The organism is Zarconia navalis LEGE 11467 (genome assembly GCF_015207075.1).
Lineage (GTDB): Bacteria > Cyanobacteriota > Cyanobacteriia > Cyanobacteriales > Geitlerinemataceae > Zarconia > Zarconia navalis.
On the sequence record NZ_JADEXN010000083.1, the window covers coordinates 1 to 12,524 of the forward strand.

Genomic DNA, 12,524 nt, shown 5'->3' on the forward strand with positions numbered 1-12,524 from the left:
GAAATCACGGAGGCGATCGATGCTGGTTTTAAGCCTGCATCCCTCGGATGCCGGGGTTTGCGAGCGGGTACCGCACCGATTGTGGCTCTCTCCCTGGTCGCCGCCACCCTCGAAAGTGCAAAATAGAGCAGATAGAGAAATTGTCGCCAACCGACTGCTGCGACGAATGCGCCCGATGTCTGGAGAGAAAAAATGCTCGATCGCGTCACTGCTGCTTTTGAGAATCAAGACTACCGACAAGCTTCCCAGCTGCTCAAACAACTATACAAACAATCGCCGCAAGATCCCCAGGTACAGCTTTATATCGGTCGTCTCTACGAAGAAACTCATAAAATTGAAGCCGCCGAGAAAGCTTACCGGCAACTGCTTCGTACTGCCAGTTTTCCCAAAATTCTCACCCAAGCACGTCTGGGATTGCAGCGTTTGGAAGCGCAGGAACGCGCTTCGCGAAATCTTGCCCTCTCACAAGCCGCATCCAATCCTCAAAGTCAGGAACCGGGGGTCTTAATTCTCGAAGCCACGCCGCCGGAAAAACGCAAAGAAACAGCCCAACAACTCGCCCGGATTTTGCAAATCGATCCCTACACGGCAAAAATGCGCTTGCAAAGCTATGGTTGGCGACTGTACCGCACGGGTCCAATTGGGGAGTTGCGCGTGTATGGCGAAGAACTGCAACAAGCCGGTATCCCGGTTTTTTGGGCATCCTTAGACAACATTGCCCAAATAAAAATCTTTCGCGTGCGCTATTTTCAATCTTTCTCAGGTCAACCCACCGTCGTTTGTCAAAATCGAGACAATCGACTCGGGGCGATCGCATTTGACTGGCAAGAAGTGACCCAGCGCGTGGAAGGAGGCTTGCCCATCTTTGTCGATGCCGTTCACTACGACATCAGCCGCAAAAAATCGGAGCAGGTGAAGCGCAAACTTGAAACCCGAGACTACGCGCGAGTCTGCGATTTGCACCTGAGCGATCGAAACTGTATCCTGCGGCTGTGCGATCGCTCTTACGAGTTTCAAAAAGACGCATCCCATTCTGGGGAACCCCAAACCGTTGAAGTGGGAATGTCCCAGACCACCAACCGTCTCAAGTGGAACGGCTTGCTCGAAAACTTAGAGCGGCATTTGAGTCATGCCCCAGTGCGCTCGGAGTTCACCCCTTTTGGCGAAACCGTGGTGGAATATTCATTTATGCTCGCCCGCTTATCCCATTACATCGAACTCGGTCGCCAAAAACCGTCCAACTGGGACCCGGCATTTGCCCTCTACAGCGGGCTGGTGTTCCTCAAACATCGCCAGCTATAGAAGGCATAACGGCGCTCTAACGACGCTTCATGTCCCGTGCCATCTCCAAAAACTCCTTCATGTTCGCGCTTGGGGTACGACGAGAGTTCGTTGGGGTCGGCATCAAATAGTTCGGGGCAAATAATACCACCGGCTCGGATTCCTTTTTCGCTAGCGGTTTCGCGGGAGCAACGGGAGCGGTGGATACGGGGGTAGGCTGCTCCTCTTTTTTGGCTTTAGTTTTCTTCGCCTTTTTCTTTTTTGCCGGTTTTGCCGACTCTTTCGAAGGTGTAGCCGGTTCGTCGAGAACGATTGCTTCGGGTTGTTTGGGTTGGACGGTTTCTTCTACAGCTTGAATGGCTTCTGGTGTAATCGGTCCGGAGGTCTCAGCTTTACTGTCTTTCTTGGCTTCGGCAGGTTTTTTTTGGGCTGCTGGGGCAGGTGGCTGCTCGGTTTTTGTCGATTGAGTTCCGCTCGCATCGTCAAATTCTAGAAAAAAGCCTTCTTTTTCTTTTTCTTTGGATTTGGAGCCAAATATCTTATTTAACATGAAGATTGTTACCTATGATGGGTGGACGTGGAGTTAGACCGCACTCGCGAACTCGATCTCGAAACCCGAACGGATGTGGGGTCGATCGCGCGTTGTACTCAAATGCTCTTCAACCCTCGATCGATAAGGACGATGACCGGACCCGCGCAAACCAATCTAGAAGCATCGGGACAAACATCTGCCAACTCGAAATCCTGTGTTATCTGTTGGAGCCTAAAGATTTTACGGTCTAGCTCGGCTCGAACTTACGTGAAACCGAGGCTGAAGACTCGATCGAGGTTCGTGCGAGCTGAACTGATATTCTAAAGTTCTATTAAGCCAAATTATGAATTTATGGTAACTAAAATTGCAATTACTATTAACTATTCTTAATATTTTTGCCGAGAATATCGCAAAATTTGTAACGATCGGAGTTCGATTTCTCATATGGAGAAGACTCAAAGCCCAAACTTTTTACACTGATTTACATACCATTCAGAATCGAACTGAATTCCGATCGCACGAACGAAGACCCTACCGATAGAGGTTGGGGAAAATAGAGAGCGAAATTCGACAAGCTCAAATCGAACTCGAACCGTCAACCCCAAGATGAATACCTTGAATCTCCTTCCCGATAGCCCGCGCCATCCCGTCCTGCTCGTTCATGGTTTCGGTGATACCACCACCCTCTTCAAAACGATGTCGGCATACTTGCAAAACTTGGGATGGTCGGTTTTCAGCTTCAATCTAACCCCAAACAACGGCACCCTCGGTTTAGAGCGTTTGGCCCAACAGGTTGCCACCTACACAGCACAAACGTTTGGTTCCCAACCCTTCGATTTAGTCGGATTCAGCATGGGAGGCATTGTCAGCCGCTACTACCTTCAGCGACTTGGAGGAATCGATCGAGTCGGGCGGTTTATTTCCATCTCCTCTCCCCACCACGGCACCTGGACGGCTTACGCTTTGGGGCGACCGGGTTGTTTGCAAATGCGCCCCAACAGTCCATTTTTACAAGATTTGAACCGAGATGCCCCGGCTATGTTAGACAAAATTGACTTTACTTCCATCTGGACGCCTTACGATTTGATGATCGTACCCGCAAATAGCTCTCAAATGAACGTTGGGGAAGAAATTAAATTGTCCGTTGCCCTTCACGCTTGGATGGTGACCGATCTCAAAAGTTTGCAAGTCGTAGCCGACACCCTCGCCGCTCCTTTACGCCGTGGGACTGGAAAGAAGCGAGAATGCTTAGATGGGGGGAGCTGATAGGTGTAGGTTTTTAACAATTAGGAGGAGTTGTGACCAAAAAAGGTATTCATGGGAGTATTGGGAGTATGAGGAAAGTGCCGCCAAGGAGAAAGTCGGATGGGGAGATGGTTAAGCACGAACAATAGACCAGGCTACAGGGATGCCACATCCGGCTAACAACACATTCATTGAGAGTACGGTGAATTTTTGACCGATACTCGTCGCGTCCAAAGCCAGGGCGATGCGTTTTAGGTTTGAGGGAAGCAAACTCATCACCCACAAAATAATGGAGTTAAAAATCTACACCTGTCAGGACGGGGAGACGGGGGGATGGAGAGTCAAGTTGCTTGTCACTCCCTCCAGAGGCTAATCTGATAACTTGATAACTCAATATTGTTCTAGGAGATCGGTTTGGAAAGAACATTCCTCATGATCAAGCCCGATGGCGTACAGCGGGGACTCGTGGGCGAGATCGTTCGTCGTTTTGAAACCAAAGGCTTTACTCTCGTTGGTATGAAGCTCATGGCCGTCTCGCGCGAACTCGCCGAGGGGCATTACGACGTGCATAAAGACAAACCCTTTTTCAAAGGATTAGTCGAATTTATCGTTTCTAGCCCCGTTGTGGCGATGGTTTGGGAAGGTGAAGGTGTGGTTGCCGGAGCCAGAACTCTCATTGGCGCCACAAATCCCCTCACTGCTGCTCCCGGTACGATTCGGGGAGATTTTGGCATGGATGTGGGTCGGAACCTGATTCACGGTTCTGATGCCGTGGAAACAGCAACCCGAGAGATTAGTCTCTGGTTCAAAGAGGAAGAGCTGACAAGCTGGACTCCAAGCCTGATGTCTTGGATTAAAGAATAGATTCCATCGTTAACGGTGAAGGTTCGATCTCGTTCGTTCCCTCGAACCTTCGCCCAGAACTTGCCCACCGCACGATGACGCTTTTCGAGATCGAGATGAGAGTTTCTAAAGTCAGTGAATCTCTTGATGCTGCTTGAGTTGAGTATCCTCTGTCGGCTCCGAAGGCCCGCGGCGTTCGGAAAAACCCCAGGCAAATAAAAGGACGATCGCCCCCACGAGCATCCATTGGGGGGGAACGAAAGGGGAGTGAAGCGATCGCAGCAACAGTCTCACCCCCACAAACCCTACGGTGATGTAACCGGCATCTTCGAGGTGAACGAATTCTTCGATCCAACGCACGAACAAACCCGAAAGGAATCGAAGGGCAATCACACCGATAGTTCCCCCGGCTATAACCAGTGCAATGCGATCGGAGACGGCAACAGCGGTGGTGACGCTATCTAAAGAAAATGCTAAGTCGGTAAATGCAATCAGCGGAATCGCCTGCCACAGAGATGAAAATCTCGAACCATGATGGTGGTCTACATCCAGATCGGACGTGAAGTATTGAAACACCAGCCAGAGCAAATACAGCGCCCCCGCTAATTCGAGCTGCCAGTATTGCACCGCCCAAGTCGCGACGAGAATTAAGCTGATTCTGAGCGCGTAGGCGATCGCCAATCCGAAGTTGAGTGCCTGACGCTGGAGTTTGGGGGAAGAAAGTCCTTTCGCAATCGATGCTAGGGCGATCGCGTTATCAGCCGATAAAACGGCTTCTAGAGCGACTAAAATCAGCAAAATGAAAACGGTTTCCATCCCCCAGTTGGGGGAAAGATCGATGAATCTCTCGAACATTAACGAAAATAGGTCTGGTCGTTCGTCGGGTGGGCGAAAGCCAAACTACGCGCCGATGGGAACTGACCCGATCGTCGGCACGAGATTGCAAGCCTTATACAACCATAACGCTTACAGGCTCTTGAAGGGAAAGGGGGAAAACCGCCTACAGTTCGATCGGTATCCTCGTTTTGGCAAAATGGGTAGCTTATTGAGACCTGAATACTCTCATATTTTGTTGCATTTTATTGTCTTCTATTGAAGTGCGACCCAAAAAGTAGTAATTTTGCGGGGATTGTATGGATAATTAATTTTCACTCTATCAGGAGTTTTCCAGCTATGTCTTTATCAGATACTCAGGTTTTTGCCGCTCTGATTATCGCCCTTATTCCGGGAATTCTTGCGTTCCGTTTGTCTACCGAACTGTACAAGTAATCACCCATAACTCCAAGGCGTTGGGAGCTTCGGGTCACTCGCTCGAAGCTCCCAAGTGAGATATCCCCATATTTTTCGCTTCGATCTCTTGACATTGTTCGATCCAAAAGATTGACTGAAAAGGTGCGACCTAAAGCGATCTCCACGATCGCGAACAGGTCTTCGATCTTGTCGTCATCTTCACATTTCTCCTCATGAACGCGAGCCAATCTTCAAGATTTCCCGTAAGACCCCCACAGCATTCGTCCCGAAGCCAACGCTCCACTGGAAAATCACCTAAAAAATCTCCTCGTACGAATGTTAACAACCCCCCCGTTGAGATCGCTGTCGAAACATCCGTCAAGTTGGTTGTAAATGTACTCATGTGCGGCATTGCCGTGTCGGCATTGATACAACTACTTCCCTATCTCTTTTCAGGAAGAGAGCGCTTACAAGTACTCGAAACCGAACTCGCACGCACCGAAACCCGAGTCGAACGGTTGCGAGATCGATTTGGTGTCTATTTCGATCCGCAACAGACGAAAACGATCATGCAAGAGGAAAGCAACCTAACCGATCCGGCTCAGTTACGAATTATTTGGGTTGAAACCCCGACACAAGAGCGAACATCGACCGATTGAGCCTTGGAAACCCAGATCTCCAAAGGTTGGGTTGGGAGCGAAAATTCAAGAAAGCGTTCCATTCAAAACGCCTTGAAATTAAACCGCTAAATGTTTCAAAGATCGAGGCGAACGATCTAACGATCGATCTAAATCGGCTTCGGAACCCATGAAGATCGAGGCGGCGATACAGATCGTGCAGCCTCAACCCGATAAAATATTTTATCCTTTTATTTAGCTAGCAAGGAAAGAAGGTTAAAGCTCTCGAAGGGCGATACCACTCTTGTTCTTGATGCTATTTGCTATTTTAGAGCGGCAAGGCTTCACTTTGTCGCCGAATCACTTCTTCGCGAATGGCTTCTAAGTTATTTTCAAGGGCATCTTGAAAAATATCGTTAAATAGTTCTTCGGGAGTTCCGCGAGAGGGTTGTACTTCGATGACTTGAGTAATCAGTAAATCCGTGGATTCGAGTGCTCCGACACCCGGAATTTGTTCGATCGTCCAGTACCCTTGTAATTGTTCCAAATCTCCTTCGATGTAATTAAAGTCGATCCGTTCTTTTTGGGTATGAAGGTTTTCTGTCCGGATGCGCGATTGAATCTCGAGGAACAGAATTTGTTGTTGGCTTACCTGTTCGACAACATAACGATCGCCTTCCACCTCAAGAATTTCAGAAGAAAGCGTGTTGGGCAAAAAGGTTGTAAAATTTCCGTAATCGGTCAAAACCTCCCAAGCTTCATCGATCGAAGCCGGAACGACAACTCGAGCGGTATAGCTTCCATTTTCACCATTGACTAAAATTTCTCCTTCATTCAGGGCGGTTGTTTGGGCGGGAGTCAGAGGTTCGAGAGTATTTTCGATCGGCTCGGCAGCTAAAGGCCCGTGAGAAAAACTCCAACAACCGATCGCGCACAAAGTAATTGAAAAGAAAGACGAGATCCAGTTTTTTTTCATAAGGATATTCGATCGAAAGTTGCCAATTTAAGTCAAGATGCTAGTTGCTATATTTCACTGTCAAGATAACATGAAACTAATTATTCGTAAATTAGAAACTATCGACAATTGACTTTTATTTAAACCCAAAAACTTAATGTTTATTTTCGATCGAAAACTACGATAAAATCGGCAATTAATTCAATACGTTATCTCTAGAAATACGTCAGGACTTATGAGCGATCGAAATCAGACTTCGGAGCTAGAAATTATCGCCCATCGGGGATATAGCGCCATTGCCCCTGAAAATACCCTCCCCGCATTTGCCCGAGCAATCGTTGCCGGAGCGGATTCGATCGAACTTGACGTGCAACTCAGCGCCGATGGAATCCCAATGGTTTTTCACGATATCACTCTAGAACGCATCGCCGGAATTCCCGATCGCCTTGACGATCTCACTCGAGAGCAGCTAGCTCGATTTGATGTCGGAACTTGGTTCGACCCCCAATTTTCCGACGCGCGAATCCCCACCCTGGCAGAAGTCTTAGATATTCTGCAAAGCCTAAAAAAGTCGATTTATCTCGATGTCAAGCCTCACTGTACTTGGTCGAACGAAGATATCGATCGACTGCTCGAACTCCTAGACGATCGAGGCGGGTTGGCGCGATACGTCATTTGCTCCTTTAGCAGCGCCTTTCTCGATCGCACGCGCTTCGTGAGTGAGGCAGTCAAACTCGGCTACAGTATCAAAAATAACCAGACCTACCCACCTCAATTCGCTCGAGCGGTGGCAGATGGGAATTCCGTCACGATTTGCGAGTACCGGGTGTTCCTAGAGAATCCGGCTCTGGTTGCCGCCAGTCGCGATCGCGGCGTAGAACCGGTCGTTTGGACTGTTGACGATCTCCGAGATTGGCATCAGCTCATTGACATCGGCTTCCGACGCATCATCACCAACGCTCTTCTGCCAACGGCGCTCGATCGAAAATCCATCCACTAGAACAAACCGAACTGTAATAGCGTGATACCGATATTGCCCAACGTATCCAAGAATCCCGGTCCTCTGGCTCCTTCCTCTGCTACCTGAATTTCTAGCTCGATCGCGCTCGCGAACAGCTTCGCCGCATCGTACCCCTGACGATCTCCTTCAATAAAAAAGATTTCCGATGCTCGTTGAGCGTCACTGAGCGCTCCATCGCGATCGCCGAGTCGATTGCGAGCTGCACTCCGAGACAAATAGGCCTGGGCAAAGTCCGGATCGAGCGTCAAGGCTTCATCGTAATAAGAAATTGCCCCCTGAAAGTTCCCGCGTCCGGCTTCTTGATTGGCCCACAATAGCAAATCCTCAGCTTCCACCGCATAGACGGGAATACCCGTCGCTCCCATCAAGTTGGCATCTGTTAAATCGGCACCTTCGAGATTGACATTCATCAAGTACGCCCCTCGCAAATCCGCTCCTACCAAACTGGCTCCCATTAAGTTGGCCCCCCCCAAATTGGCATTGGATAAAGACGCTCCCACCAAATTAGCCTGGCTCAGATCGGCTCCCGTCAAGTCTGCTTGGGACAAATTAGCGCGTACGAGATTGCTCCGGGCCAGGTTTGCGCCCGCTAGCTGGGCAAAAACCAATCCTGCCCCGCTCAAGTCACATCCGGGACAGCTTTTGGTGGATAAAAGCTGTTGAGTGTGTTCTACATTTTCAGCGAGAACCCCAATACTTGGGAAGGTTGCACTCAGCAGGATCGTCGTAGCTAAAGTGGCAAGTTTCATTATTTTTGTCGTGGAAATGGAGATCTGGATCGGCGTATCGATCGCAGTTTATCTCAGTTTTATTCAATTACGATCGCGCCAGACAGATAATCTCAAGCCAGGAGGGAGAACGATCGATTGTCGGTCAAACTTCAAAACGTTTTATTTTTACAAATCTTGATGCTTTGATATTATCTGTGGAGATCTCGATCGAGCTGAAGACATTAGTAACTCAGGGCGAAATTAACCACCGATTCGGCGACTTCTGTCAATTCGTCCATCGGCACGGGTACAGAGCGCAGATCCGACCTTCTCTCGATTGTTATCGAGAACGTACTTCCGAAAAACGATCGAAGGAGAGGGGATTCGGACTGCGATCGAGACAAAACGAGAGTCGATCGCATCCCTAGGAAGCATCGAGATCGGGCTTGTTCGTTCCGGTAGGTTCCGGGCGTATTATATATATATATACCATCGACGTTTATTCCACATTGCGATATTGCAACTGATGCCCGTTCGGTGCACCAGCCATTATCTCTATTGTGAGTAGAACGAATCTCTAAAGTCTACAATCGAAAATGGAATTCATATGGAAATATCAGAACTGAGCGAGCTAGAAAGTTCCGTTCGAAGTTTGCTAGGGTTGGCGAAAGTCGAATTAGAAGAACAACGCCTACAACAGCGACGAGAAGAACAAGTTCAAGCCGCACTTAACGAAATTAACCAACGCCTAGAACCTTTGCTAGAGCAAGTCGAGGCAATGATAAAGCAGTTCGACGAACGGGATATTTCTGATAGTTCGGCTCGTCAGAAATTAGAAGAAAAGGCAGCAGATATTCGCCGACAACTTGAGGAAGCTCCCTTCTTGGCCGCTCAAACGGTCGATCGGCAAACGATCGCCCACGAAGAGCGCTTACTCGACGAGCAACTTTTAGAACAAACCAACCACTGGCGAGCGGCACTTAAAACGGACTTGCTCGAAATGATTACCGAACAGCAAGATTTTTTCAGTGCCACTGATGCGGCGATCGCCATTCGCGGCTACATTCACGATCTTAAGGCGATTAACGCCCTAGAAGAACTGGTCGAAGCGTTAATTAACCAAATTAATGCCCTCAGCGAAGAAGGTCCCGTAGCTCGGTTGCGGGGCACTCACGAGCAAACCCTGACTTTTATTTACAATAAGGCACTCGAAAATCGCGCCCGCGTCGAACGGGCCGCCGAAGTGCAGCCTCGCACGCGCCATCGAACCTCGGAAAAGCGCCCCAATCCTTATGTGGGTCTATCGGGAAAAGTGGTAGTGTTCGGCGGACACGATCGCCTCGCCAGTTCTGTCAGAAATCGCCTGCGGGATTCGGGGGTAGATCTGGTGTGGTGTACGGCTCAAGACGGTTTGCAACTAGCCCAACAAGTGGAAAATCATATTTACACCGCCGATCTATTGCTAATTGTTACCGGCTACGCCAGTCACTCGTTGACGGAAAAAGCCATGCAAGTCGCTCACAAAGCCAATAAGACACCTGAAATGATAAACACGACCGGAATGACTAGAGTTCTCGAAGCCATCGAGTTCGGATTAAAAACAAAGCTTCTGGCTAGTCAATATTCCAGATCGGCATAACTAAAATTTCATAGGTTTCATAGGTTTTTATCCTAAAGAACTCGGAAGGTCTTCGCAATTGGCGATCGAGCTTCCTTTTTTTTGCCCATGGCACTTCACTGGTGACAAGTTAAGGTTGTATTCGCTTTATCAACAGCCCAATAATTGACCGAAAACCCGGCACTCAAACCATTTCTTCAAGTTCTAACGCGGCTTCGTTAAGCTTTTGAGTGCCGAGTTTGACTTGGGTGATGCCGCCAGCGGTTTCTCGGGCAGCGGTGTTGAGGGCGTTCATAGCGTCGACGACCTGCCCCACGGCACTGACTTGCTGTTTGATATTGAGAGAAATTTGTTGGTTGTTGAGAACGACATCACCGATGGCTTGTTGGATATCGAGGAAAACCTCAGATGTCTCGCGAGAAATTTGCACGCCAACCTCAACACTCTGGGTTCCTTCGTCGGTAGCCCGCACCGTTGAATCGATCGCTTTTTGGATATCTGCAATCAGCAGATGAATTTTTTCCGTGGATTTTTTGCTCTCATCGGCCAGTTGGCGAATTTCGCTAGCAACGATCGAAAATCCCTTCCCGTGTTCCCCAGCGCGCACCGCTTCGACTGCTGCATTGAGGGCAAGCATATGAGTGCGATCGCTTAAATCGCTGACCAGGGTGGAGATATTACCAATTTGAGAAGTGCGATCGCTCAAATGAAGAATTTGGTGGGAAATTGCCCCGGATTTATCTTTGAGAACCGTCATTTCGTCGAGGATGCGAGTCACGGTTTGAGTCCCGATTTCGGTTCGATTCAGAACTTCCCTGGCTCGAATGGCAGCAGCTTCAATTTGCTCCATGACCTTGCGCGCCGAAGATTCCAACTCATCCATCGTCGTGGTGGTTTGATGGACGGAGACGGCTTGTTGGGTGGCTGCTCGTTCTTGCTGTTCTACCGCGGTCGCAATGTTGGCAGCCGAACGCCCCACAATACCGGCAGACTTCTTCATTTTTTTAGCGATGCCATTGGCGATCCGAGTCCCCACCCCAATGCCGGCGAGTACCGATAGCCCGGTCGCCCCGACGGCAACGAAGACAAGCTGCCTGAGAGCGTCTTGCTGCCGCTCTTCGCGCTTTTCGACCAGACCTTTAGAGCGTTCGACAAAGGCATTGAGTAGGGATTCGATCTGTTGCGATCGAATTTGAGTGTCTTGCTCGTTCCATCCTGCAATGGCTTCTGAAATTTGGTTTTGCTCGACGAGTTGGATTAATTCTCGAGCAATCTCATCGAGAGCAATCACTTGTTGAAAGATTTGGCGTAAGGTGATTTTCAGGGTTTCGTCTTCGATGGTGGCTTCGAGGCGACGCACGCTGGTTCTAAATTCCTCAACTTCGAGCTCGTAGATGTCGATGGTTGCAGGATCTTGCTCTAATAAATAGTTTTGCGTCTCCTTGACAAGCCCCTCTGTATTAAGAGCCAGTCGGGTAATTTGCTCGAAAACCATCACGTCTCCTTGCAAACGATTAGAGATGTATTTGACTTGTCTGACATCTTGCCAAATAACACCCGAAGAGAGTAGTGACAATCCGATTGGAACGAAATAGCCAGCCAAAATCGAATATCTGAGCTTTCGAGGTTTTTTCGCGAATAAGCGCATGGCTTTCTTGAGGAGTGAGCGATCCCAATATTCGGATAGTCCCAATTGGGCGATGGCGACCACCCGTTTCAACGCTGCAATCGTTGCGGTGGGAAGATTTGGGCAAGTGGGGTTGAATGTCTCGCTTTTCCATCGGATGAGTGAAGGCGAAATCGAGAGATAGTACTACAAGAACGCATGAGAACGTGGGTTTAGGCAAGCTACAAGCGCAAGGGGAGAAAGACAAAGACACTCGTTGATGTTCTCGATTGGTCTGCACCGCAAATTTGTAGTGCTATAGCAATCCTATGTTATCGTCGCACCTTGAGCTAGACACGGGAATGAATGTTGTTGGCTAGCCTTGGGTGAAGGTCGAAAGAGTTGGGAATGGGGTTGAATTTGGGCGATCGCCCGATCGAAGGGGATCTAAAATACCGGCTTGATGGCAAAATGTAGTGGAACCTCGCCGGTCAAGGGACGCTTGTCGTTCCAAGAGCGAGGCGAGTTCCGTAGCCCGTCAATTTGGGCGTGGTAGTCACAGTCACCCGAACATCATCATGAGATACTGGGAATTTCTGATACAGCAAGAAGGCGATCTGGCTTGGCTGCCTCTCGAATCGCGCACGACGGAAATTTTAGAAGGTCGCTATCGAGTGGTCGCCCGCAGCGATCGCGCTAATACTGCTGTCGAAATCGCAATCGCGTACGAATCGAGAGATCGAGAGACTTCTCCGCCTCGGTTGCAAAAACGATCGAAACAGACAGATGCCGAAGGGGTGACCATCGTTCTACCCTACACGGATTTTGGACCGGGAGTTTGGACCCTGGGCTGTTCGGGGCTGGGT

General features: G+C 49.2%; 13 protein-coding genes and 1 pseudogene. 9 read left to right on the top strand and 5 right to left on the bottom strand.

Annotation, left to right across the window (positions count from 1 at the left end):
- Positions 1 to 3: 3 nt before the first annotated feature.
- Both IQ235_RS06460 and IQ235_RS06465 read left to right on the top strand, forming a co-directional pair.
- Positions 4 to 126, top strand: a complete 123-nt coding sequence (locus tag IQ235_RS06460; RefSeq protein WP_405196652.1) for a hypothetical protein — start codon at positions 4 to 6, stop codon at positions 124 to 126.
- Positions 127 to 192: 66 nt separating this feature from the next.
- Positions 193 to 1,302 (top strand): tetratricopeptide repeat protein, encoded by a 1,110-nt coding sequence (locus IQ235_RS06465; RefSeq protein ID WP_264320669.1) that lies wholly within the window; start codon positions 193 to 195, stop codon positions 1,300 to 1,302.
- Positions 1,303 to 1,318: 16 nt separating this feature from the next.
- Here IQ235_RS06465 and IQ235_RS06470 read toward each other — a convergent pair whose 3' ends face one another.
- Positions 1,319 to 1,831 (bottom strand): hypothetical protein, encoded by a 513-nt coding sequence (locus IQ235_RS06470; RefSeq protein WP_264320670.1) that lies wholly within the window; start codon positions 1,829 to 1,831, stop codon positions 1,319 to 1,321.
- 588 nt (positions 1,832 to 2,419) lie between these two features.
- On the opposite strand from IQ235_RS06470, the gene IQ235_RS06475 reads away from it, so the two are divergent.
- Both IQ235_RS06475 and ndk read left to right on the top strand, forming a co-directional pair.
- Positions 2,420 to 3,079, top strand: coding sequence for an esterase/lipase family protein (locus IQ235_RS06475; protein WP_264320671.1), 660 nt, complete (start codon positions 2,420 to 2,422; stop codon positions 3,077 to 3,079).
- A gap of 393 nt (positions 3,080 to 3,472) precedes the next feature.
- Positions 3,473 to 3,922, top strand: coding sequence for a nucleoside-diphosphate kinase (ndk, locus tag IQ235_RS06480; protein WP_264320672.1), 450 nt, complete (start codon positions 3,473 to 3,475; stop codon positions 3,920 to 3,922).
- Between the two features lie 111 nt (positions 3,923 to 4,033).
- Here the strand turns inward: ndk and IQ235_RS06485 are convergent, their stop codons facing one another.
- On the bottom strand, positions 4,034 to 4,756 hold the full coding sequence (locus tag IQ235_RS06485; protein WP_264320673.1) for a TerC family protein: 723 nt from the start codon (positions 4,754 to 4,756) through the stop codon (positions 4,034 to 4,036).
- Positions 4,757 to 5,074: 318 nt separating this feature from the next.
- Between IQ235_RS06485 and psaM the strand changes: the two genes are divergently transcribed.
- Positions 5,075 to 5,170, top strand: a complete 96-nt coding sequence (gene psaM, locus IQ235_RS06490; protein ID WP_264320674.1) for a photosystem I reaction center subunit XII — start codon at positions 5,075 to 5,077, stop codon at positions 5,168 to 5,170.
- A 194-nt stretch (positions 5,171 to 5,364) separates the two neighbouring features.
- Entirely contained in the window at positions 5,365 to 5,790 is a 426-nt protein-coding gene (locus tag IQ235_RS18995) for a slr1601 family putative cell division protein (protein WP_502652594.1), read from the top strand.
- A 286-nt stretch (positions 5,791 to 6,076) separates the two neighbouring features.
- Here IQ235_RS18995 and IQ235_RS06500 read toward each other — a convergent pair whose 3' ends face one another.
- Positions 6,077 to 6,724 (bottom strand): SRPBCC family protein, encoded by a 648-nt coding sequence (locus tag IQ235_RS06500; protein ID WP_264320676.1) that lies wholly within the window; start codon positions 6,722 to 6,724, stop codon positions 6,077 to 6,079.
- Positions 6,725 to 6,938: 214 nt separating this feature from the next.
- On the opposite strand from IQ235_RS06500, the gene IQ235_RS06505 reads away from it, so the two are divergent.
- Positions 6,939 to 7,703 carry a glycerophosphodiester phosphodiesterase gene (locus IQ235_RS06505; RefSeq protein ID WP_264320677.1) on the top strand — a complete coding sequence of 255 codons (765 nt, stop codon included), beginning with the start codon at positions 6,939 to 6,941 and terminating at the stop codon, positions 7,701 to 7,703.
- On the opposite strand, the gene IQ235_RS06510 is transcribed toward IQ235_RS06505, so the two are convergent.
- On the bottom strand, positions 7,700 to 8,473 hold the full coding sequence (locus tag IQ235_RS06510; protein ID WP_264320678.1) for a pentapeptide repeat-containing protein: 774 nt from the start codon (positions 8,471 to 8,473) through the stop codon (positions 7,700 to 7,702). The genes IQ235_RS06505 and IQ235_RS06510 overlap by 4 nt on opposite strands.
- Positions 8,474 to 9,041: 568 nt before the next feature.
- On the opposite strand from IQ235_RS06510, the gene IQ235_RS06515 reads away from it, so the two are divergent.
- Complete coding sequence (locus IQ235_RS06515; RefSeq protein ID WP_264320679.1) at positions 9,042 to 10,073, top strand: DUF2325 domain-containing protein; 1,032 nt, start codon at positions 9,042 to 9,044, stop codon at positions 10,071 to 10,073.
- Positions 10,074 to 10,236: 163 nt separating this feature from the next.
- Here IQ235_RS06515 and IQ235_RS06520 read toward each other — a convergent pair whose 3' ends face one another.
- Positions 10,237 to 11,628, bottom strand: coding sequence for a methyl-accepting chemotaxis protein (locus IQ235_RS06520; protein WP_264320680.1), 1,392 nt, complete (start codon positions 11,626 to 11,628; stop codon positions 10,237 to 10,239).
- A gap of 608 nt (positions 11,629 to 12,236) precedes the next feature.
- On the opposite strand from IQ235_RS06520, the pseudogene IQ235_RS06525 reads away from it, so the two are divergent.
- A pseudogene (locus IQ235_RS06525) lies at positions 12,237 to 12,524 on the top strand (hypothetical protein); the annotation flags it as partial.